The sequence below is a fragment of the Planococcus ruber genome (genome assembly GCF_022819085.1).
GTDB lineage: Bacteria > Bacillota > Bacilli > Bacillales_A > Planococcaceae > Planococcus > Planococcus ruber.
This window is the reverse complement of the sequence record NZ_JALHAG010000011.1, coordinates 50641-72361: the sequence shown is the minus strand read 5'-3', so window position 1 is coordinate 72361 and position 21721 is coordinate 50641. Positions and strand designations below refer to the sequence as shown.

Annotated in this window: 21 protein-coding genes and 1 other annotated feature (1 of these 22 cut by a window edge); of the genes, 17 read left to right on the top strand and 4 right to left on the bottom strand. The window is 47.8% G+C overall.

The genetic code is table 11. The features are described from left to right. Positions 1 to 81: a binding site (T-box leader), on the top strand; it begins 152 nt to the left of the window's first position. 62 nt (positions 82 to 143) lie between these two features. The 8 genes from trpD (at position 144) to MTR82_RS13050 (ending at position 7465) form a co-directional block, all read left to right on the top strand. Further along, positions 144 to 1136, top strand: coding sequence for an anthranilate phosphoribosyltransferase (gene trpD, locus MTR82_RS13085; protein WP_052653241.1), 993 nt, complete (start codon positions 144 to 146; stop codon positions 1134 to 1136). Beyond that, on the top strand, positions 1133 to 1906 hold the full coding sequence (gene trpC / locus MTR82_RS13080; RefSeq protein ID WP_052653239.1) for an indole-3-glycerol phosphate synthase TrpC: 774 nt from the start codon (positions 1133 to 1135) through the stop codon (positions 1904 to 1906). The genes trpD and trpC overlap by 4 nt, the downstream gene beginning before the upstream one ends. Then, positions 1903 to 3699, top strand: coding sequence for a tryptophan synthase subunit beta (gene trpB / locus MTR82_RS13075; RefSeq protein ID WP_246809417.1), 1797 nt, complete (start codon positions 1903 to 1905; stop codon positions 3697 to 3699). The genes trpC and trpB overlap by 4 nt, the downstream gene beginning before the upstream one ends. Continuing rightward, on the top strand, positions 3696 to 4466 hold the full coding sequence (gene trpA / locus MTR82_RS13070) for a tryptophan synthase subunit alpha (protein ID WP_246809416.1): 771 nt from the start codon (positions 3696 to 3698) through the stop codon (positions 4464 to 4466). Before trpB ends, trpA begins: the two co-directional genes overlap by 4 nt. A gap of 23 nt (positions 4467 to 4489) precedes the next feature. Then, on the top strand, positions 4490 to 5080 hold the full coding sequence (locus MTR82_RS13065; RefSeq protein WP_246809415.1) for a DNA-3-methyladenine glycosylase: 591 nt from the start codon (positions 4490 to 4492) through the stop codon (positions 5078 to 5080). A 68-nt stretch (positions 5081 to 5148) separates the two neighbouring features. After that, positions 5149 to 5673 (top strand): type 1 glutamine amidotransferase domain-containing protein, encoded by a 525-nt coding sequence (locus MTR82_RS13060; RefSeq protein WP_199876668.1) that lies wholly within the window; start codon positions 5149 to 5151, stop codon positions 5671 to 5673. Positions 5674 to 5824: 151 nt separating this feature from the next. Next, a complete protein-coding gene (locus MTR82_RS13055; protein WP_246809414.1) occupies positions 5825 to 6154 on the top strand; it encodes an ArsR/SmtB family transcription factor in 330 nt (109 codons plus the stop codon). Between the two features lie 15 nt (positions 6155 to 6169). Further along, the gene (locus MTR82_RS13050) at positions 6170 to 7465 is read left to right on the top strand and encodes an arsenic transporter (protein ID WP_246809413.1); all 1296 of its coding nucleotides are present in this window, start codon (positions 6170 to 6172) and stop codon (positions 7463 to 7465) included. Positions 7466 to 7496: 31 nt separating this feature from the next. Here MTR82_RS13050 and MTR82_RS13045 read toward each other — a convergent pair whose 3' ends face one another. Then, on the bottom strand, positions 7497 to 8300 hold the full coding sequence (locus MTR82_RS13045) for a GNAT family N-acetyltransferase (protein ID WP_246809412.1): 804 nt from the start codon (positions 8298 to 8300) through the stop codon (positions 7497 to 7499). Between the two features lie 329 nt (positions 8301 to 8629). Between MTR82_RS13045 and MTR82_RS13040 the strand changes: the two genes are divergently transcribed. The 3 genes from MTR82_RS13040 (at position 8630) to MTR82_RS13030 (ending at position 12207) form a co-directional block, all read left to right on the top strand. Continuing rightward, entirely contained in the window at positions 8630 to 9556 is a 927-nt protein-coding gene (locus tag MTR82_RS13040) for a manganese-dependent inorganic pyrophosphatase (protein ID WP_246809411.1), read from the top strand. Positions 9557 to 9832: 276 nt separating this feature from the next. Then, complete coding sequence (locus tag MTR82_RS13035; protein WP_052653221.1) at positions 9833 to 10543, top strand: DsbA family oxidoreductase; 711 nt, start codon at positions 9833 to 9835, stop codon at positions 10541 to 10543. A 116-nt stretch (positions 10544 to 10659) separates the two neighbouring features. Beyond that, a complete protein-coding gene (locus tag MTR82_RS13030; protein WP_052653219.1) occupies positions 10660 to 12207 on the top strand; it encodes an FAD-dependent oxidoreductase in 1548 nt (515 codons plus the stop codon). Positions 12208 to 12248: 41 nt separating this feature from the next. On the opposite strand, the gene MTR82_RS13025 is transcribed toward MTR82_RS13030, so the two are convergent. Continuing rightward, positions 12249 to 12770: a YceI family protein gene (locus tag MTR82_RS13025; RefSeq protein WP_052653217.1), complete on the bottom strand. Its 522-nt coding sequence runs from the start codon at positions 12768 to 12770 to the stop codon at positions 12249 to 12251. A 251-nt stretch (positions 12771 to 13021) separates the two neighbouring features. Here MTR82_RS13025 and murB point away from each other — a divergent pair, with 251 nt between their 5' ends. From murB to MTR82_RS13005, 4 genes are all read left to right on the top strand, one after another. Beyond that, positions 13022 to 13939: a UDP-N-acetylmuramate dehydrogenase gene (murB, locus tag MTR82_RS13020; RefSeq protein WP_052653215.1), complete on the top strand. Its 918-nt coding sequence runs from the start codon at positions 13022 to 13024 to the stop codon at positions 13937 to 13939. A 163-nt stretch (positions 13940 to 14102) separates the two neighbouring features. After that, positions 14103 to 16460: a penicillin acylase family protein gene (locus MTR82_RS13015; protein WP_246809410.1), complete on the top strand. Its 2358-nt coding sequence runs from the start codon at positions 14103 to 14105 to the stop codon at positions 16458 to 16460. A gap of 35 nt (positions 16461 to 16495) precedes the next feature. Further along, a complete protein-coding gene (locus MTR82_RS13010) occupies positions 16496 to 16849 on the top strand; it encodes a fluoride efflux transporter FluC (protein WP_246809409.1) in 354 nt (117 codons plus the stop codon). After that, a complete protein-coding gene (locus MTR82_RS13005) occupies positions 16846 to 17175 on the top strand; it encodes a fluoride efflux transporter FluC (protein WP_246809408.1) in 330 nt (109 codons plus the stop codon). Before MTR82_RS13010 ends, MTR82_RS13005 begins: the two co-directional genes overlap by 4 nt. A gap of 36 nt (positions 17176 to 17211) precedes the next feature. Here MTR82_RS13005 and MTR82_RS13000 read toward each other — a convergent pair whose 3' ends face one another. Next, on the bottom strand, positions 17212 to 17631 hold the full coding sequence (locus tag MTR82_RS13000) for a universal stress protein (protein ID WP_246809407.1): 420 nt from the start codon (positions 17629 to 17631) through the stop codon (positions 17212 to 17214). 14 nt (positions 17632 to 17645) lie between these two features. Next, entirely contained in the window at positions 17646 to 19109 is a 1464-nt protein-coding gene (locus tag MTR82_RS12995) for a SulP family inorganic anion transporter (RefSeq protein ID WP_246809652.1), read from the bottom strand. Between the two features lie 173 nt (positions 19110 to 19282). Here MTR82_RS12995 and MTR82_RS12990 point away from each other — a divergent pair, with 173 nt between their 5' ends. Both MTR82_RS12990 and MTR82_RS12985 read left to right on the top strand, forming a co-directional pair. Further along, entirely contained in the window at positions 19283 to 19654 is a 372-nt protein-coding gene (locus MTR82_RS12990; RefSeq protein ID WP_052653203.1) for an ArsR/SmtB family transcription factor, read from the top strand. Continuing rightward, positions 19611 to 21701: a heavy metal translocating P-type ATPase gene (locus MTR82_RS12985; RefSeq protein WP_246809651.1), complete on the top strand. Its 2091-nt coding sequence runs from the start codon at positions 19611 to 19613 to the stop codon at positions 21699 to 21701. Before MTR82_RS12990 ends, MTR82_RS12985 begins: the two co-directional genes overlap by 44 nt. Positions 21702 to 21721 lie beyond the last annotated feature (20 nt).

Sequence of the window (21721 nt, the reverse complement as noted above, 5' to 3'; positions counted from 1 at the left end):
GAAAGGCGTAAGAGCCTGTTTTAAGTGAGTGCAAAATTGCATTAATGCGTGGTGGTACCGCGGTTAACCCCCGTCCCCGCAACCGGATTTTCTTCCGGTTGCGGGGATTTTTGCATTTAAAATACGAGCTGAGGAGAGAGAGTATGAGAAGAGCAGAGAATTTATCAGAGCAGAGCATGTATGAAAAATCATTGGATTTATTGGACGGAGCAATTCCGGAACCTGAAGTGAAACAGTTTTTGGTCGGCCTTCATGAAAAAGGCGAAACGGCAGATGAGTTGGTCGGAATGGTGAAGGCTATGCGTGAAAAAGCGGTGGCGTTGCCAGACATCCAAGGTGAACTGGTAGACGTGTGCGGCACGGGCGGCGACCGCTCCTATAGTTTTAATATCAGCACGTTGACCGCATTTGTCTTGGCAAGCTGCGGCATGGCGGTTGCGAAGCACGGCAACCGGAGCGTATCGAGCAAAACCGGAAGTTCCGATGTGTTGGAAGAACTCGGCATCTCCACTAGAGTGGATGTGAATTCAATTCCAGAAATGCTGGATCAAACAGGGATTGTGTTTTTATTCGCGCCGGCTATCCACCCGGCACTCGGCAATTTGCGGGCTGTCAGAAAATCGATTGCGACTCCGACGATTTTCAACCTGGTCGGCCCGCTGGCGAATCCGTTGCCGATCACGGTGCAAATGACGGGTGTTTACCGCCGGGACATGATGGAGCCGATGGCGGAAGCTTTAATGCGGCTTGGCAGAAAGCGCGGAGCGGTCGTTCACGGAGCAGGCGGGCTGGACGAATTGTCGTTAGCGGGCATTAACGAAATGATGATATTTGATGAAGAAGGGCTACGGAAAATGTCAGTCCATCCAAATGATGTCGGGCTGGAGCCAGCGCCGATCAGTGCCATACGCGGAGGCGACCCAAAACGCAATGCCGAAATCTTTTTAGAAGTTTTAGGTGGCAAAGAAAGCCCTTATTTAGATACGGTGGCATTAAACGCAGGAGCGGTACTCTATATTAGCGGACGTGCACAAACCTTGTCTGAAGGCGTACATCAAGCACGAAAATCCCTTATTGACGGGGAAACGGCACGAGTATTTGAACTTCACCGTCTGGCTGCGGGGGTGTTGGTGTGAACATTCTCGATAAAATCATCGCAACGAAACGGCAGGAAATACAGGCTTACAAGAAAGAAGAGCAAATGTCCCATGTATTTCCCGGGAAATCAAAGCTGCTAGACCATCTTAAGAAAAAGAATGGGGTCATTGCGGAAATCAAACGGGCATCTCCGTCCAAAGGGGCCATTCAAATGGAAGTGGACATTGTGGCTCAGGCACAGAAATACGAGCATGCCGGTGCAGCGGCCATTTCAGTTTTGACGGATGAAACATATTTTAAAGGGTCGATCAAGGACTTGCAAAAAGTGGCGCAAGCCGTATCAATTCCGGTTCTCTGCAAAGATTTCATGATCAGTGAAATTCAGATTGACCGGGCAAAAGGAGCCGGAGCGACGATTGTTTTGTTGATCGCGGCAGCTTTGGAAGATCAGGAGCTGCAGCGATTATACCGCCATGCTACGGCAATTGGGCTGGAAGTTTTAGTGGAAGTCCATGACGAAGAAGAATTAACGAGCGCTTTGGCAGTGGACGCCCGATTAATCGGCATCAATAACCGGGACTTGAAAACATTTGACGTATCGCTTGAACGCACGGCTGAATTGGCAGCGAGATTTCCTTTCGACGGCGAGCGTGTATTAATCAGCGAAAGCGGGCTTCGGACAAAAGAAGACGCCGCGTTTGTTTACGGCTGCGGCGCTTCTGGGATTTTGGTCGGCGAGACGCTGATGAGAGCAGAGGATCCAGGGCAATGGATCGAAGAAGCCACGGCAGTGGAGGCGATCAAATGACGAAAGTGAAAATTTGCGGACTGATGGAAGAGCGGCATGTGGAAGCGGCGAAAGAGGCCGATGCGATTGGGTTTGTTTTTGCGCCGAGCAAAAGGCGCGTATCGATCGAACGGGCAGCGGAACTGGCGAAGCATGCGCCGGTCAGTGCAGAAAAAATCGGCGTCTTTGTCAATGCTTCTATAGAAGAAATTGAAGAAACGGTTGAAAAGGTGCCGCTGACAATGGTGCAGCTTCATGGTGATGAACCGGATGAACTAGTGCAGGAGATTAAAGTTCCTGTCATTCAGGCATTCTCCATTCGCGGGAAAGAAGATGTGGCGCGGCTTGAGAATTCTGTTGCGGATTTTGTATTGGTTGATGCGCCCGGAACGGATTACCGGGGAGGGAGCGGACACGTTTTTGATTGGACGCTGCTCGAAGAGGCAGAAATTGAAGCGTCCCGCCTAATTTTGGCTGGCGGCTTGAATGCGGAAAACGTAAAAGCGGCTGTCCATCAAACCGGGCCTTATATGGTCGATGTATCAAGCGGCGTCGAAACGGACGGACGAAAAGATGAAGTGAAAATCCAGCAATTCATTCAACAGGCAAAGGGTGATTCGATGCAGCAGACAGCAGACAAAACAGGATTTTTCGGAAAATACGGCGGGCAATTCGTGCCCGAGACCTTGATGAAAGCAGTAAAAGAATTAGAGGATGCTTATATGGAAGCGAAAGGCGATCCTGCCTTTAAAGAAGAATATCACCATTATTTAAGCGAATATGTCGGCCGTGAACAGCCTTTGACGTTTGCGAAGCGGTTAACAGAAGCGTGGGGCGGACCGAAAGTTTATTTGAAACGGGAAGATTTAAATCATACAGGCGCCCATAAAATCAATAATGCGATTGGGCAGGCATTGCTTGCGATGCGGATGGGGAAACGGAAAATCGTAGCGGAAACGGGAGCCGGCCAGCACGGTGTGGCGACTGCCACCATTTGTGCGCTATTTGATTTGGAATGCGTCATTTTCATGGGAGAGGAAGACATTAAACGCCAGCAGCTGAATGTATTCCGCATGAAACTATTGGGAGCGAAAGTGGAAAGTGTGACAAAAGGCAGCTCGACATTAAAAGATGCCGTCAATGAAGCGCTGCGCTACTGGGTCACAAATGTAGAGGATACACATTATTTAATCGGCTCAGCATTAGGGCCGCATCCGTTCCCGACGATGGTGCGGGATTTCCAGAGCGTAATCGGTGAAGAAACGAAGCGCCAAATCGTTCAGCATGAAGGCCGGTTGCCGGATACGGTTCTCGCTTGTGTCGGAGGAGGGAGCAATGCGATTGGCATGTTCTATCCGTTCTTGAAAGACGAATCCGTCCGTTTGATCGGCGTAGAAGCATCCGGTGAAGGGCTCGATACGGAAAAGCACGCGGCAACAATGACGAAAGGTACGGAAGGTGTCCTGCACGGCGCCTTTATGAAATTGCTGCAGACCGATGCCGGCCAAGTGTTGGAAGCCCATTCCATTTCAGCGGGGTTGGATTACCCGGGAATCGGTCCGGAACATGCGTATTTAGCGGATATCGGACGAGTGAAGTACGAATCCATTACCGATCAGGAAGCGCTTGAAGCTGTCGTTTCTTTCTCGCGCCTCGAAGGGATTATTCCGGCGCTCGAATCTGCACATGCTATTGCACAGGCAGAAAAAACAGCCAAAACGATGGGCAAGGATGAAATTTTGGTGATCTGTGTATCAGGCCGCGGCGATAAAGATATGGCCACCTATGCAGAGCGATTGGAGGGCTTGTCATGAACCGGTTGAAATTGCTGAAGGAACAAGATGCAAAAGCGTTTGTAGCATATATTATGGCGGGAGACGGCGGTCTTGAAAAATTAAGCGAACAAGTTCTTTATCTGCAGAAGGCGGGCGTGACTGCCATCGAAATCGGGATTCCATTTTCAGATCCAGTGGCAGACGGGCCGACGATTGAAGCAGCTGGCAACCGCGCGCTAAAAGCCGGGGTCACTTTGGAAAAAGTGCTGAAAGAAATGGCGAGTTGGACGTTTGAGGTGGAAGTGCCATTGCTGATCATGACTTATTTAAATCCCGTCATTAGTTATGGGGTAGAGCGTTTTGCGAAAGAATGCAAGAAAGCGCGGGTCTCCGGTGTCATTATTCCGGATTTGCCTTATGAGCACCGCCAATTGGCTCAAGCGTTTTTAAAGAAAGAAGATGTGGCGTTGATCCAGTTGGTGACCTTGACTACTACAGAAAAGCGTTTGGAAGCCATTCTTCAGGAAGCGGAAGGATTTGTCTATGCGGTTACGGTAACGGGGATTACCGGAGCGCGCGACCAGATTTCGGAGGACGTCCGGACATTTACAAGAAAAGTGCGGGAAAAGAGTCCGGTGCCGGTTTATGCCGGTTTCGGAATCTCCAAAGTCCAGCACGTCGATATGCTGCGGGAAGATGTGGATGGATTTATTGTAGGAAGTGCCATTGTAGAGGCTTTCCGAAATCAAACAATCGAAGAAATTGAACCCCTTATTCAAGCGGTAACCGCCCCTCATTCGGTATAATTGCGGATAGGAGGGATGCACGAATGTTTACACCTTTAACAGCGGACTTCTATGAAGCGCCGACTCTTGAATTATCGCGCAGTTTGCTCGGGCAGATTCTTGTCCATGAACTGCCAGAAGGCATTGTAGCCGGGAGGATTGTTGAAACGGAAGCTTATATGGGAGCAGAAGACCGGGCCGCCCATAGTTTCGGCAACCGCCGGACGAAACGGACCGAGGTGATGTTCGGTCGAGCCGGCCTCGTTTATACGTACCAGATGCACACCCATACGCTCATTAATGTAGTCAGCGGACCCGTGGATACACCGCGTGCGATTTTAATACGCGCGGTCGAGCCGGTTGAAGGCATCGATTTGATGGCAGAGCTTAGAGGGCGCCATCTGCCGATCAAACAATGGACAAGCGGTCCAGGGAAATTGACAAAAGCGATGGGCATTACGATGGATTATTATGGCCATCATTTTACAGAGCGCCCTTTGTATATTGCGGAAGGCGAACCGGTCCATGCGATTGCAGCAGGGCCGCGCGTCGGCATCGGGAATTCACTCGAAGCGGTCAGTTATCCGTACCGGTTCTTTGAACAGGACAATCCATTTGTTTCAAAATTTCGTTGAACTTCATGTTTAAAGTGGCACTCACGTGGAATAATAAGGGAGAACACTTAAAACAGAAGGAGTGGAAGATGGTGGCTAAAATTGCAACTTTAATTACCGATATGTTCGAAGATGTGGAATATACAGATCCGCAAAAAGCATTCAATGATGCAGGTCATGAGGTCTTTACGATCGAAGAGGAAGCAGGCAAAGAAGTGACAGGCAAACAAGGCGAGGCTGTCGTTACAATCGACAAAGGGATTGATGATGTAAATCCCGAAGACTACGATGCGCTATTCTTGCCAGGCGGATTCTCTCCGGACCAATTGCGTGCGGACGACCGTTTTGTTGCGTTTACGAAAGCATTCATGGATGCGAAAAAACCGGTTTTCGCCATTTGCCATGGCCCTCAGTTATTGATTACGGCTAAAGCGCTTGAAGGGCGTAAAGCAACTGGCTATAAATCCATCCAAGTGGACATGGAATATGCAGGTGCGAAATTAGTAGACGAAGAAGTGGCTGTCTGCCAAGATCAATTGGTGACAAGCCGCCAGCCGGACGATATTCCGGCATTCAACCGGGAATCGCTTCGTTTGCTTGAACAATTAGCGTAAAATGTATAAAAGGCCCTGTCAGCATTTGCTGACGGGGCTTTTCTATGTAAAAAATGCGTTGTTTTCTAGTTTAGGTTTTCTCAATTACCTATTGTATTAATAAGCAAACACTTATATAATAAATGAATTATAGCAAAGAAGGTGAAGGGAATTGGATTATTTTCAAATGGAATCTTATTTGAAAGCAATCGGAGACAGCAACCGGATGCGGATCTTAAAGTATTTGATGAAGGATTCATTATGCATTTGTGAATTTACAGAACTGATGAATATGACGCAGCCTGCAATCAGCCAACACATGAAAAAGTTAAAGCAAGCAGAGTTGGTGCTGGAAGAAAAGCGAGGGCGTTGGACAATTTGGTCGTTGAATATCCGGCATGCACAGTATCCGATCTTGATTCATCTATTAAGTTTGCTTCCTGAACCGGAGCGGACGATTGAAACGTTAAAAGCTGGAGGAAAAAAAGTTGTTTGTGAGTAGGGAGTTGTAAAGAACGTGGATGTTTGGTTAGCCGTATTTATTTTTATAGTCACCTTATTTTTTGTTATTGCCCAGCCGCGGAATTTATCAATCGGCTGGTCTGCGATGGCCGGTGCTGCAGTAGCTTTGCTTGTGGGAGTGGTTGACCTAGGCGATGTCTGGGATGTAACCGGCATCGTCTGGAATGCCACTTTGACATTCGTTGCGCTTATTATCATTTCCTTGATTTTGGACGAGGTTGGCTTCTTTGAATGGGCAGCATTGCATACAGCCAGATTCGCAAAAGGAAGCGGATTGCGCATGTTTTTCCTCGTCATTATTCTTGGAGCTGTGGTTTCGGCGTTATTTGCGAATGACGGGGCTGCGCTGATCATCACGCCGATTGTCCTTGCGATGGTCCGGGCATTGAAATTCAAAGACGCAATGATCCTGCCGTTCATCATGGCTTCAGGCTTCATTGCCGATACGGCATCGCTGCCGTTTGTCGTCAGCAACTTGGTCAATATCGTCTCTGCCGACTTTTTCGGCATCAGTTTTACGGAATACGCCATTCGAATGGTCGTCCCGAACTTCTTTAGCATTGGTGCGAGTATGCTTGTGCTATATCTTTACTTCCGGAAATCCATTCCGAAGCAATTCGATGCCAGCGCATTGAAAACACCCGCTTCGGCAATAAAAGATTTGAAAATGTTCCGTCTCGCTTGGGTGGTTTTGGCTATCTTGCTTGTCGGCTATTTCATCAGCGGGCCGCTTGAAATTCCCGTATCGCTTATAGCTGGCGCCGTCGCTGTCCTGTTCTTGGCTATTGCACGAAGAAGTGAAGCCGTACATACAAAAGCGGTATTAAAAGGTGCACCATGGGCGATTGTCTTTTTCTCTGTAGGAATGTATGTAGTGGTCTACGGTTTGCGGAATGCGGGACTTACGTCGGTACTGGCGACAGTGATTGAATGGACAGCGGGGCACGGTCTGTATGCAGCGACGATTGGCATGGGCTTTATCGCAGCACTTCTTTCATCTGTCATGAACAATATGCCAACCGTCATGATCGATGCATTGGCGATTTCTGAAACGAACACGACGGGGGCAGTAAGGGAAGCGTTAATTTACGCGAACGTCATCGGTTCGGATCTTGGGCCTAAAATCACGCCGATCGGCTCTCTCGCAACGCTTTTATGGCTTCATGTCCTTAAAGTGAAAGGCGTGGAAATCAGTTGGGGCTATTATTTCAAAATTGGAATCATCTTGACGCTCCCGACTTTACTCATCACCTTGACCGGCCTGTATCTCTGGCTGACAATATTGCATTAAATAGAAAGAGGCTCGCGGATGCGAGCCTCTTTTAATCTAGGAATTTAGCTAAATACACTTCGTTCAAAGCTTGATCGTTAATGATCAAGGAATTTTTGCGCGTGCCTTCTTTTACATAGCCGGCTTTATCGTAAAGTTTGCGGCCAGGAGTATTTCGTTCGACGACAGTGGTCTCGAGGCGCGTCACCCCTTTGGTTGCTGCCCATTCTTCGGCTTTCTTGAGCAGGGAAGTGGCAATTCCTTTTTTATGTGCGTGTTTTTGAATGCCTAATTCAAGAGATGCACGGTGGGCTGCGCGTTTTGCTTCATTGCCCATAATCATCAAATAGCCGACAGGTTCACCGTTTAAGATGGCAATCAGGATGGTCGAATGGCCCTGCTGCTTCCAGTCGATGATTTGTTTGCGGACACTTTGGGTAGACTGGTGGCGCTCATCTTTTCCGTACAGCATATATTCGGATTCTGCTTCTACGATTTTCTGTAAGGTGATCAGCGAACGGGCGTCCCCATGTCCGGCAGAACGAATCAATAGAATGTCTTCATTTCGGTTATGGTGTTTTGAATGGCGATCGCCTGAAGCATCGATTTTTTCAAATCGGACAAAGCGGTTGGTTTCCACTTGGCTGACATAGTAGCCCGCATCCATCCAGGCATGGAAATGTTTGGCCGGCGGTTTTGTCTTTTTCCACCAGCTTCTATTCAAATAGGCTGCATTGGGCAATTGCTGCCCCATAATTTGTTCGATTTCTGTAAATGTCAACGTGATCACGGGATTGGAAGCAGATGAAAAATAGTCGGACAAAGGAATGTATTTTTTTTCCAGTAATATAGTCACAAAAAATTTCCCCTTTCTATTTTTATTGCTATAAGTTATGAGAATTATATCATTTGTCCTATTGGAATGTATATAATTTTTTAAATTTTATGAAATGAATTTTAAAATACCTATAAAAAGGTAAGAAAATGTATAATAGTAGTAATAAATTAGCCTAATTGTATTAATAAATTTGATAATTTAGAAATTTTTATTTCTTTTTAAAAAAATCCGTTGAAATTTCCAATGGAAAATATACAATAAATTATCAAAGGCCAAATGTATTTTGGCTCCACTTCTACTTGTGGTAAAATAAGCACGGAAACTAACATTAATCAGGGGGCAAAATCATGTCAAACGTTTTTGTATTAGGCCATCAAAATCCAGATACGGATTCCATTTGTTCGGCTATTTCATATGCATACTTAAAAAACCAACTCGGAATGGACGCTGAGCCGATTCGGTTGGGTGATCTGAATAACGAAACTTTATTTGCATTGGAGAAATTCTCAGCAGCTGAACCGCGTCTTGTCAAACGTGTTTCAGAAGAAGTATCGCAAGTTATTCTTGTCGACCACAACGAGCGCCAACAGAGCGCTGAAGATATTAGCGATGTTCAAGTGATCGAAGTGATCGACCACCACCGGATTGCCAATTTCGAAACAACGGATCCGCTTTATTTCCGTGCGGAACCTGTCGGCTGTACAGCAACCATTCTGCTGAAATTGTTCAAGGAAAACGAAGTGGAGGTCCCGGCGGATATGGCAGGCCTTATGTTGTCAGCCATCCTTTCGGATTCTCTTTTGTTCAAATCGCCGACGTGCACGCCTCAAGATGTGGCAGCTGCAAAAGAGCTGGCTGAAATTGCCGGAGTCGATGCGGCTGAATATGGTCTAGCGATGTTAAAAGCAGGGGCGGATTTGAGCAATAAAACATTGGAAGACTTGATGTCTTTGGACTCAAAGGAATTTGAAGCCGGCGACCACCGTTTTGAAGTGGCTCAAGTCAATGCGATTGATGTCAATGAAGTCATTGGCCGCCAAGCTGAATTGGAAGTATTGATGGAACAAGTCATTGCGAAAAAAGAATTGGACCTGTTTACTTTTGTGGTAACCGATATTTTAAACAACGATTCAGTAGCCATCGTTCTTGGCAAAAAAGCAGGAATCATTGAAGGTGCATTTAAAGCAAGTGTGGTCGATAACCGAGTGCTGTTGCCAGGTGTCGTTTCCCGCAAAAAACAAATTGTTCCAGTCATCACTGAAGCATTAAGCTGATCCCTTTATGGGGTCAGTTTTTTTATTGCGGTTTTCTGGCAGGTGTAGTCGCCTTTCGGAGCTAAGCGGGTGCCGTCGCTTTTCGGTTGTCCAGACTCCGGCGACCCAGCTCCTCGGGTCATAAGCCAGCTCAGCTATGCGGCAAAGAGCGCCGCTCCGCTGAACCGTCTTATGCCTTTCGGAGCTAAGCGGGTGCCGTCGCTTTTCGGTTGTCCTAAGCAAAAAAATTGAGGGTCTTGTTTTTCGTTGTTATAGTTATTTAAAGAGGTGGATATAATGAAAATCGAAATTTGGTCAGATTACGTATGCCCGTTTTGCTACATAGGCAAACGAACACTTGAACAAGCATTGAAACGAACTGGGTTTGAGCCGCAGGCTGAAATTTCATTTAAAGCATATCAGTTAAACCCCGATACACCCGTCGATTCCACGATTTCAACTTACGAATCGTTAGCGAAGAAAATGGGGCAGACAGTAGAGCAAGCGAAGGAAATGACGAAAGGCGTAGCGCAGCACGCGCGTACTGTGGGCCTTGAATATAATTTTGACGGCATGGTCGAAGCCAATACCATGGCCGCCCACCGTCTAGTGAAATGGGCGGAAGAGAAAGGCAAAGCTCCTGAGCTTACGGAAAGTTTGCTGCACCATTACTTTATCGAAGCCAAAAATATTGGCGATGCAGAAGTTTTATTGGCTATTATTGAAGAGGTCGGCTTGGACCGGATAGAAGCGAAAGAAGTTCTTGCCTCTGACCGTTTTCTTGCAGAAGTAGAGGCGGACATTATGGAAGCCCGCCAAATCGGTATTCAAGGTGTGCCATTCTTTGTGGTTAACCGCAAATATGCCATTTCAGGCGCTCAGCCGCTGGAAGCATTTGTGGATTCGATCCGTCAAATCGCGGACGAAGAAGGCATACGCCCGGCTTTAAAACCGATGGGCAAAAGCAAAACCAGCTATTGCACTGGCGATTCTTGTGAAAACGAATAATGGAGCGGCAGAGAACCCGGAAGCGAATATCGCTTCCGGTTTTTTTGTACGGATTAAGATAGCGGGGGAGGGGGTAGACAACTAATAAGCAAAATTACGGTTATAGGAGGATGGGCATGACACAAGAAGAAAAGCAAAGCCGCGTTCCGGAAATGCCAAAATCATATTGGAGACAATACAAAGAGGTTCCGAGTTTTCCTGCGCTTCAAGCAAATGAATCCACAGATATCGGCATCGTTGGCGGAGGAATTGTAGGAATCATCAGCGCTTATCTATTAGCGAAAGCTGGAAAAAAAGTGACGTTGATTGATGCCGGGAAATTAATCGACGGAGTCACAGGCTACACGACTGCCAAAATCACGGCCCAGCATGGATTGTTTTATTTCCCGTTAATCAAGCTGATTGGAGAAGAACAAGCGAAATTGTATTACCAAGCGAATATGGACGGCCTGGACTTTATCGAAAAAACGGCCGCTGATTTGGATATCGACTGCGACTTTTCTCATCAAAATGCTTTTGTCTATGCCAATACCGCAATTGGCGCCAAATTGGTTGAAAAAGAGGCGGAAGCCTACCTGCAGCTTGGAATTGACGGCGGTTTAGCGAAAGACGAAGTAGAGCTTCCTTTCGATGTGAAAGAAGCGATCGTCATGCGCAACCAAGCGCAATTCCACCCGGTAAAATTCTTGGCGAAGCTTGTCGAAGAAATCGAACGCCTCGGCGGCAAGATTTACGAACAGACCCGGGCAGTAAAAATATTGAGCAAAAACGATCCCGTGATCCAAACAGAAAACATGTCGCACTTGTCCTGCAACAAAGTCATTGTGGCTACGCATTATCCGTTTAATGATTTTGACGGCATGTATTTTTCGCGCCTTTCCGTTACCCGTTCTTATGTGGTCGCGGCCAAAGTCAAAGGAGAAGTTCCAAATGATATGTATGTAAGCTGTGATATGCCTTCCCGTTCGCTGCGGTACGCAACAGATGAAAACGGCGAAAAATTATTATTGATCGGCGGAGACGGCCATGGCAGCGGCAAAAGCAAACCGCCGACCATGAAGCATTACGAAAACTTGGAGAAATTCGGCGAAGAGCATTTCGGCATCGAGGAAATTCCGTACCGCTGGTCTGCCCAAGACATCACAACGCTGGATCAAGTGCCGTATATCGGGACGATTACTGCCGGGTATGACAATATTCTGGTGGCGACCGGTTTCCATAAATGGGGCATGTCGAACGGAGCGCTTGCAGGGCTTATGCTGACGGACCAAGTTCTAGGGAAATCCAATCCATATGCCGCGCTTTTCAATCCGACGCGCACGAAAATGAAAGCGGTGGATGCGGCAAGCTTCATCAAAGACAACGCATCTGTTGCTAAAGAATTGGTGAAAGGCAAATTGAAGATGCCGTCTAAAACGGTGGAAAACTTGCAGAACGATGAAGGCGGCTTGGTGAAAGTCGGCAACAAAAAAGCAGGCGGCTACCGCGATCAATACGGCCAAGTGCATCTGGTCAATACGACGTGTACGCATATGGGCTGTGAAGTCGGCTGGAATGACGCCGAACGTTCGTGGGATTGCCCATGCCACGGTTCGCGATTCTCGTACACCGGGGAAGTGCTGGAAGGGCCGGCAGTAAAGCCGCTGAAAAAACTTGGAGATTAAAAAAAGCAGTGCGGTGGGTTCCGCACTGCTTTTTTCTATCTTTATGCCGGGTTCGCTTCAAGTTCCAATGAAATCTTGATATCTTCACCGACTAATACGCCGCCTGTTTCAAGTGCTTGGTTCCAAGTAAGGCCGAAATCTCTGCGGTTTACTTTGCCTTCAGCGCTGAAAGCGACAACTTCTTGGCCCCAAGGGTTTGTGCCTTTTCCGCCGTACTCAACTTCGAAAGTTACAGGGCGCGTTACGCCTTTGATTGTCAGATCGCCTGTCAATTCGTATTCGCTGCCTTTTTTGGTGATATCGTTTGCACTGAATTTGATTTCCGGGTAGTTTTCTACGTCGAAGAAATCAGCAGAACGCAAGTGGTTGTCGCGGTCTTCGTTGTTTGTGTTGATGCTTGCAACATCGATTTTGAAATCGATCAATGCGCCGCTCAAGTCTTCTTCGTTCGCTTCTACGACAGCGTCGAAAGATTCGAATGAACCTTTCACTTTAGAGATCATCATGTGTTTGACTGAAAAGCCGATTTCTGAGTGTGCTGGGTCGATTGTCCATTTTTTCATTGTATAATTCCTCCTAGAATGTACTAACTAAATGTAACTATATCCGACTGGTATCTTGATGTCAATTGTTTTTAAATAAAAATTCTCGAATTCGAGATATTTTTTATAGCAAGAATGACTTTTTCTTTAGAATTATCTGTAATTTTTTTTATTTATCGTACTTTAGACCTTATCATCGGGGTTTCACTTGTCAAATTCCCAATAAAATCGGATACTTATAGAAGTTAAAGTTTAGAAGGGATTTGCGTGGAATGACGAAAGAAACATGGCTTCACGATCTTCGCCGTTTTTTGGCGGATGATCACGTAAAAATGGACGAACCGCTACACCTGCATACCTTAACAAGAATGGGTGGGCCAGCTGATATTTTTGTTGCACCAACGACTGAAGATGAAACGGCTTATACCGTGAAATATGCATATGAAAACAATATTCCGTTATTGCTTCTCGGCAACGGGTCGAATATGGTCGTCCGTGACGGCGGCGTACGGGGCATTGTCTTGAACTTGAAGAGTTTGCACACGATCCGCATCGAAGGGACAACGGTTTACGCACAAGGCGGCGCTAATATTAAGGAAGTCTCGAAAGCGGCAGCTTCTAACCGGTTGACGGGCTTGGAATTTGCTTGCGGCATTCCAGGATCAATCGGCGGTGCGATGGCGATGAATGCCGGAGCTTACGGCGGAGAAATCAAAGATGTGATCCGCAAAGCTACGGTACTGACGAAAGAAGGCAACAAGCTTGAGCTTTCAAAGGAAGATTTGGAACTGGGTTACCGCAAGAGCATCATTACGAAAAAAGGCTATTATGTCTTATCGGCAGAGTTCGAATTGGAATTCGGCAATCAGCTCGTCATTGATGCGAAAATGAGCGATTTGACGATGCAGCGCGAAACAAAGCAGCCGCTGGAATTTCCATCAGCAGGAAGTGTTTTCAAGCGGCCGCCTGGAAACTTTGCCGGTAAGCTGATCCAGGAAAGCGGGTTGCAGGGCAAAGGATTTGGCGGCGCGGAAGTTTCGACGAAGCATGCCGGATTTATTGTCAATAAAAACAATGCTACAGCGAACGATTACATCAAGACGATTGAAATGGTCAAGTCAGCGGTCCGTGAAAAATTCGGAATTGACTTGGAGCTGGAAGTGAAAATTGTCGGCGAAGATATGGCCTAACGACGAAAAGGCGCTAGATGCCTTTTGTTTTGCAAAGGAGTTGTCCCGAGTGATTTTGGGGCAGCTCCTTTTTTGTTTGGAAATTTTTCACTGGCGCCATTTCATTGGAGGATTTTCATTTCGGCTGTCGAATAGACAAAGGTACAGAAAAGGGGGAAGTCAGATGGGGAAAAAGAGAAGATGGCTGAAGTGGGTCTTGGGAACAGTCGGGGTGCTTGCTTTAATCATCGTTGCAGCATTGATTTTTGTAAACGTTTACATAGGGAAGTCGGAAGCGGTGATTGAAGGGAAGATGGCCGTAAAAATATTGGATGAAGATGTGACGGTCATCCGCGACGAGATTGGCGTACCGCATATTGAAGCGGAAACGGACGCGGATTTATACCGGGCGCAAGGGTATGTCCAAGCGCAGGACCGCATGTTCCAAATGGATTTGTCGCGGCGGCAGGCAAGCGGACGCCTGGCAGAAGTGGTAGGCGCCGCTGCGGTGGATACGGATAAACGTTTCCGGACGTTCAGTTTGAGGGATGCCGCTGAAAAATCCTGGGAGGGCTACGGCGACGAAGCGAAGCAAGTATTGGAATGGTTCGCAGAAGGCGTCAATGCATACATGGAAGAAGCGAAAGCGGAAGGCACATTAAGCTATGAGTTCGCTCTGCTCGGCTATGAACCGGAAGAATGGACGCCGCTCGATTCGCTGACAATCGGAAAGTACATGGCCTATGATTTAGGGGGGAATTGGAATACGCTGGCAGTCCGCCACTGGGCGCTAAATGCATTCCCGGAAGATAAAGCAAAAGAATTGTTTATTGCTTATCCGGATAATGCGCCTTCCATTCTTGCTGCAAATAAAAAGCAGCCGGTGAAAGTGGCCGGAGAATTCGATGCCTCGGTCATTCCGCCTGAATTCAATGGCAGCAATAACTGGGTCGTCTCGGGAGACAAAACGGAAAGTGGGCTGCCGCTGCTTGCGGATGATCCGCATTTAGGTCTGAGTACGCCGTCCATCTGGTATCAGATGCATCTTCAGTCGCCGGAGCAGAACGTCAGCGGCGTGATCTTTGCCGGCATTCCGGGAATTATTCTCGGCCATAATGAAGAAATCGCCTGGGGTGTAACAAATGTTGGGCCGGATGTTCAAGACCTTTATATTGAAACTCCGAATCCGGAAGATTCGACGCAATTTCTGTATGAAGGGAAATGGGAGCAAGCGGAAGTGCGGGATGAAACCATCAGTGTAAAAGGCGAGGAAGATGAAGCGTTTGAAGTAACCGTAACGCGCCATGGACCTATTATTTCGCCTATTCTTTATAAAGAAGAAGATCCGGGGGCTGTATTTTCGATGCAATGGACCGCTCTTGAGCCGACTTTAGAGCTTCAGGCAGTACTCGGCTTTAATAAAGCTTCCAATTGGGAGGAGTTTGAAACCGCATTGGAAGATTTCCAGGCGCCGGCCCAAAACTTTGTCTTTGCTTCTACGGACGGGACCATCGCTTATAAGGCTAACGGACGCATTCCGCTTCGGAAAACGGGAGATGGGCAATTGCCGGTTCCGGGAGACTCTGCCGACTATGGCTGGGAAGGCTATGTGCCTTTTGATGAATTGCCGAGATCTGTCAATCCGGAGAGCGGGTTTATTGCAACGGCAAATAATGAAGTTATAGACGATTCCTACCCTTATCACATCACGGATTTTTGGGCGCAGCCGTATCGCTATGAGCGGATCGCTGAAGTGTTGGAAGCATCGGACGATTTGACGCCGGAAGATATGATGGAACTGCAGATGGACCAAAAGAATTTATATGCAGCTGAATTTTTAGACGGCATGATTGCAGCAGTCCGGAAAGAAACGAAGGAATACGATCCGCTACTTGAAATGCTGGAAGAATGGGATCAAGTGGATGGCGCAGATCAAGCGGCACCCCTCGTTTTCCATAAATGGATGAAGCAATTGCCGGACACCATCTTAAAAGGGGAATTCCCGGAAGACGTTTATGAAATGTTCGCAGGGAAAAACCACATCACCGATGAAATGATGAGACAAGCATTCGCTGGCAATGAAGGCGCATGGGTGTCCGAATATGGCGGCGTGGAAAAATGGCTGACGGATGCTTTAGCGGAAAGTGTGGATGAAATCGAAGAACAATTTGGAGATAAGTTTGAAGACTGGGAGTGGGGCGAGTACCATCAATTGACTTTCCCGCATCCGCTTGCCAGTGCTTCTCCGATTTTTGCCCAGTTATTAAATCCAGCTCCTGTGGCCATTGGCGGATCTAATATTACGGTTCAGGCAGCTGCCTTTAAAGAAGACGGCAAAGTGAACCACGGAGCTTCTTGGCGATTTGTGGCCGATTTGAGCGATTTGACGGGGGCTTATCATATTGTTGGACCAGGGCTCAGCGGGCATATGAAATCCGACTTCTACCACAATCAAGTGGACGATTGGGCAGAAGGAGACTACCATAGAACGGAAATTGAAAAGAAAGCAGCAGGGACAGAGTTAATTTTAACCGCCGATTAAGCTATACTGGAGAAAAATGATGCGAGGCGGTTCAAGTGAAAAGATTTTTAGCAGTAGGCGTTGGCGGGATGCTTGGGGCACTGGCACGAGCCGGGATTTTCGAAGCCATCTCATCAACGGCGGGACTCTGGGCAGTCAACTTATTCGGAAGTTTCGTCATTGGCTATGCAGCTGCCCGCTTCCATAAAAAATCTGCCGAATTTCGGCTGTTCATTTCAACCGGATTCGTTGGCTCTTTTACCACATTTTCGGCTTTTTCAGCCCAGTGGTTTAGCTTGTTGGAAGCGCAGTATATGGCTGCAATAGGTTTTGCTCTTGCGATGACAGCAGCTTCGGTCTTGATGGCAGCTGGCGGACTGGCAATCGGAAGGCAGGCGATGGCAAAATGATTTCCATTGCAGCGGGCGGTTTCTTCGGAGCGGTTGCCCGGTACGTTTTTTACCTTATTGCAGAAAGCCGATCCAAACATCCGAAATGGGCGACATGGGCAGTCAACAGCCTCGGATCTTTTTCGATGGGCTGGCTGCTTGGAAACAGCAGCCCATCCGCTTTTTGGCTTACGGGTTTTCTGGGCGCTTTTACTACGTTTTCAACGATGGCGCTTGACGCCGTGAAAGATATAGAAGACGGGGAATGGCTAAAAGCGGCAGCGTATTTAAGTGCAACGTTGATCAGTGGGATCCTGTTGTTCAGTTTAGGATATTTAGTTTTATAAGAAAAAGGTCTTTCCGAAAACCGGAAAGACCTTTTTTTATTTCACAATGATTACAGGTGCCTGTACGCGTTTCGCTACTTTGTGGCTGACGCTGCCAAGCACCATTTCCTGCAAGGCGTTTAAGCCTCGGCTACCGATGAAAACGGCATCGTAGCCGGTTTCATTGGCATGCTTTACAATGGTCGGCCCGGGGGCTCCATGCAGAATTTTGGTTTCAAAGTGGACACCGGCAGAACGGCAAATCTCTTCAAGCGGCTGGAGGTGCTTGCGCCGCTCGAGATGAAGCCCATCCGGCCCTTGGCTTTGAAGGATTTCATTGCGTGCTTTTTCATAGTCGATGACGTAAAGAAGCGTCACATTTGCTCCTGGGTTGGCTTTTGCCATTTTCACCGCTTCTTGCACGGCGCGTTTTGAATGGTCCGAGCCATCAGCGGCTACGAGAATTTTCTTATACATCTAAGAATCCCCCTTTAATGCTGGCCTGCTTTTTTTCCTGAATCTGCATAGGCGGCCAAGGTGTTGACCAATTTTTCGCTGGATGGGTTTAAGCCTGTAATTTCAATCGAACCCACTTTCGGTTGAAGCCGGCCCATGACGCGGTCAATGGCGCCGACGCCGGAATCATCCCAAACGGTCGCATCCGAGAAGTCGATGATGATGCGGTCGGCAGGTTCGATGGCATCGAAGGCTGAAACGAAATCTTGCGAAGAAGCAAAGAATAATTGGCCGTGTACTGTATAAACATTCGATGCTTCGGCATTCAATCCTTTATTCCGGACTTCGACTTTTGAAATTTTAGCCGCAAATAAAATCGCGCTCAGCAGAACGCCGGCGAGTACGCCTTTGGATAAATCGTGTGTATAGACGACCACCACGACGGTCAGCAGCATGACAACTGCATCTGATTTCGGAGCGGTCGCCATGTACTTGAACGAACCCCAATTAAAAGTGCCGATGCACACCATCACCATGATGCCGGCAAGGACGGGCATCGGAATCTGGACGACCCAATTGCCGAGGACGATGATCAGGAAAATCAGGACGACGCCTGCAGTAAAGGTGGAAAGGCGTCCGCGTCCGCCAGATTGGACGTTGATGCCCGACTGGCCGATCATTGCACAGCCCGCCATTCCGCCGAAAAAGCCGGTGACGAAGTTGGCGATGCCTTGCCCACGGGCTTCCTGATTCTTATCGGAATCCGTTTCTGTTGCATCATCCAAAATGGATGCCGTCAATAAGGATTCGAGCAAACCAATGATGGATAAGGCAAGCGCAGTGGGAAAAATGATCTGCAAAGTTTCAAAATTAAACGGAACATCCGGGATGAAGAAAGTGGGCAGGGATTGGTTGATCGTCCCTAAACTGCCGACATTCTGCATATCGATGCCGGTATACATGACGATGGCGGACAATACGAATATGGCGATAAGCGGTGCCGGAATCGCGGTAAAGAAACGCGGCAGGATGTAAACAATGGCCAAAGTGACACCGACAAAAACATACGTAATCAGATTGATGCCGAAAATGAACGGCACTTGCGCCATGAAAATCAAGATAGCGAGCGAATTGACGAAACCGATCATCACAGCACGCGGGATGAACTTCATGAAACGGGCAATTTTCAAAAATCCGAAGATCACTTGCAGCACCCCGGTTAGAATGGTCGCAGCGAGCAGATAGTCAAGGCCGTGGTCCCGGACGAGCGTCACCATCGCAAGGGCCATCGCGCCCGTAGCGGCCGAAATCATCGCGGGGCGCCCGCCGACAAAAGAAATGATGACAGCTATGGAGAACGAAGCATAGAGGCCGACCATCGGATCCACTCCTGCAATAATAGAAAAGGCAATGGCTTCGGGAATTAACGCGAGCGCCACGACAATGCCGGAAAGAATGTCCGCGCGGATATTGCCGAACCATTGCTCTTTATAAGACATAGTTTTCAACTTTCCACTTCCTTTAACGAAATTCGATTAACTTCTGAAAACAATAGCATTCTTTTTAAAACCCGTAAATAGAACTCATTCAAATCCCTGTTTGATTATTATTATCAGAAGATTTATACTGCAAGTAACAAACATAGGAACATTTGAATGAAGGTGGGATCGCGATGAAAGAAATTTGTGAAGTGACAAAAGTCCATCCGGAAGTGGTGGATAATGTTCAGCAATATATGCCCGATTTATCCGAAGTCGTCCATTTGTTTAAAGCACTGGCTGATGAAACCCGTTTGAACATTGCCTATGCTTTAACCATCGAAGAAGAAATGTGCGTCTGCGATATCGCGGCCGTCATCGGTTCTTCGACCGCGACTGCCTCCCATCATCTACGGTATCTGAAGGAACGTGGATTGGCAAAATCCCTCCGCAAAGGGAAACAAGTCTATTATTCATTGTCCGACCGCCATGTTCACCAACTCGTGACCATTGCCCATGAACATGCGAAAGAAGGTGGCGAGCTTGCAAAAGACATACCGTCTTGAAAATTTATCATGCACGAGCTGTGCCGCGAAATTTGAAAAGAATGTTCGGGAGCTTCCCGATATTAAAAATGTCAGTTTGAACTTCGGTGCTTCCAAGCTGACGGTCGATGGCAACGTCTCCATCGAAGCCTTGCAAAAAGCGGGAGCATTTGACCATATCCGGGTTTTTCCGGAAAAAGAAAAAGTGGTGCATATCCCTTTTTATAAACGGCGCCAAACCATTGAAGCGGCCATTTCATTTTTATTGCTGATCATCGGAGCGGTAATTTCTTTCCAGGCTTCTGAAGCACATCCGGCAGCCATCGGATTATTCGGCGCTTCCATTTTAGTCGGAGGCTATCAGCTGTTCTGGACAGGACTTCAAAATTTAACGAAACTGCAATTTGACATGAAGACATTGATGACCATTGCAATTATTGGCGCAGTGATTATCGGCGAATGGCGTGAAGGCGCAGTTGTGGTCTTTTTGTTTGCAGTCAGCGAAGCGCTGGAAGCCTTTTCGATGAACAAAGCCCGCCAGTCGATCCGTGGATTGATGGATTTAGCACCGGCCAGGGCGCTGATCCAGCGGCAAGGCGAAGTTATCGAGCTGGATACGGAAGATGTCCGCATTGGCGATGTGCTCATCGTTAAACCCGGACAAAAAATTGCGATGGACGGAACTGTGCTCCGCGGCACAAGTTCCGTTAATCAGGCAGCGATTACAGGCGAATCCATGCCAGCGAGTAAGAATCCGGGAGACGAAGTGTTTGCCGGGACGTTAAACGGCGAAGGCGCACTGGAAGTCACAGTGACCAAGCGGGTGGAAGACACCACCATCGCCAAAATCATTCATTTAGTCGAAGAAGCGCAGGCGGAAAAAGCGCCTTCCCAAAAATTCGTCGACCGTTTTGCGAAATATTACACGCCGGCTATTATAGCCGTCGCTTTTTTAGTGGCCATCCTCCCAGGGTTCCTGACCGGCAACTGGGAGTTGTGGGTTTACCAAGGGCTTGCCGTGCTTGTAGTTGGCTGTCCTTGTGCTTTAGTTGTGTCGACGCCAGTCGCTATTGTGACAGCTATCGGGAATGCTGCGCGGCAAGGCGTTTTGGTGAAAGGCGGCATCCATTTAGAGGAAACAGGGCATATTAAAGCCATTGCATTTGATAAAACCGGCACGCTGACGAAAGGCTATCCGGAAGTGACGGATGTCTTTGCCCAAGAAATGTATTCCCAGGAAGAAGTCCTGAAAATTGCAGCAGCAGTCGAAACCATGTCGCAGCATCCTTTGGCGCGCGCCATTTTGGACAAAGCGGGCGAACCCTATGGTTCCGAAGGGTTTGGGTCGGTTACCGGAAAAGGCGCCCACGCAGTTGTGAACGGCGTACAGGTCTACGTCGGCAGCTTTAGCTGGGCAGAAGAATACGGCTTTGCCATTCCGCGGGATTACCGTGAGCTTCAGGAATCCGGAAAATCTGTCGTAGCGGTCTTTTCGGAAAAAGAATTAATCGGTGCAGTGGCAATGGCGGATGCCATCCGAAATGAAAGTTCGGAAATCATTCGCGGATTGAAGGCGATGGGCATTGAAAAAACGATTATGCTGACAGGCGACCACCCTGCAACTGCCCGGGCGATTGCAGCCCAAATCGGTGTCACGGACGTCCGTGCTGGATTGATGCCGGAAGACAAGTTAGCTGCCATCAAAGAACTCCAGCAGATCCATGGCCGGGTCGCCATGGTCGGAGACGGAGTCAATGATGCGCCTGCCTTGGCAGCTTCGACGATCGGCATTGCCATGGGCGGCGCCGGAACCGATGCGGCTTTGGAAACAGCGGATATCGCCTTGATGGCTGATGATTTAGAAAAACTTCCCTATACAATTCGACTCAGCCGAAAGACTTTGCGTATAATAAAGGAAAATATTCTTTTTGCATTAGGGTTAAAAATCATTGCTTTGCTTTTAATCATTCCAGGATGGCTGACATTATGGATTGCCATATTCGCAGACATGGGGGCAACGCTTCTCGTAATCCTCAACGCGCTGCGCTTAGTCAAGATTCAAAAGTAAACAAACATGGAGGACAAAGT

Bases quoted from the DNA above. Each gene is read 5' to 3' on its own strand.
- trpD (WP_052653241.1), top strand. From the start codon at position 144: ATGAGAAGAGCAGAGAATTTATCAGAGCAGAGCATGTATGAAAAATCA.
- trpB (WP_246809417.1), top strand. From the start codon at position 1,903: ATGACGAAAGTGAAAATTTGCGGACTGATGGAAGAGCGGCATGTGGAA.
- trpA (WP_246809416.1), top strand. From the start codon at position 3,696: ATGAACCGGTTGAAATTGCTGAAGGAACAAGATGCAAAAGCGTTTGTA.
- MTR82_RS13065 (WP_246809415.1), top strand. From the start codon at position 4,490: ATGTTTACACCTTTAACAGCGGACTTCTATGAAGCGCCGACTCTTGAA.
- MTR82_RS13060 (WP_199876668.1), top strand. From the start codon at position 5,149: ATGGTGGCTAAAATTGCAACTTTAATTACCGATATGTTCGAAGATGTG.
- MTR82_RS13040 (WP_246809411.1), top strand. From the start codon at position 8,630: ATGTCAAACGTTTTTGTATTAGGCCATCAAAATCCAGATACGGATTCC.
- MTR82_RS13035 (WP_052653221.1), top strand. From the start codon at position 9,833: ATGAAAATCGAAATTTGGTCAGATTACGTATGCCCGTTTTGCTACATA.
- MTR82_RS13030 (WP_052653219.1), top strand. From the start codon at position 10,660: ATGACACAAGAAGAAAAGCAAAGCCGCGTTCCGGAAATGCCAAAATCA.
- MTR82_RS13025 (WP_052653217.1), bottom strand. From the start codon at position 12,770: ATGAAAAAATGGACAATCGACCCAGCACACTCAGAAATCGGCTTTTCA.
- murB (WP_052653215.1), top strand. From the start codon at position 13,022: ATGACGAAAGAAACATGGCTTCACGATCTTCGCCGTTTTTTGGCGGAT.
- MTR82_RS13015 (WP_246809410.1), top strand. From the start codon at position 14,103: ATGGGGAAAAAGAGAAGATGGCTGAAGTGGGTCTTGGGAACAGTCGGG.
- MTR82_RS13005 (WP_246809408.1), top strand. From the start codon at position 16,846: ATGATTTCCATTGCAGCGGGCGGTTTCTTCGGAGCGGTTGCCCGGTAC.
- MTR82_RS13000 (WP_246809407.1), bottom strand. From the start codon at position 17,631: ATGTATAAGAAAATTCTCGTAGCCGCTGATGGCTCGGACCATTCAAAA.
- MTR82_RS12995 (WP_246809652.1), bottom strand. From the start codon at position 19,109: ATGTCTTATAAAGAGCAATGGTTCGGCAATATCCGCGCGGACATTCTT.
- MTR82_RS12990 (WP_052653203.1), top strand. From the start codon at position 19,283: ATGAAAGAAATTTGTGAAGTGACAAAAGTCCATCCGGAAGTGGTGGAT.
- MTR82_RS12985 (WP_246809651.1), top strand. From the start codon at position 19,611: ATGCGAAAGAAGGTGGCGAGCTTGCAAAAGACATACCGTCTTGAAAAT.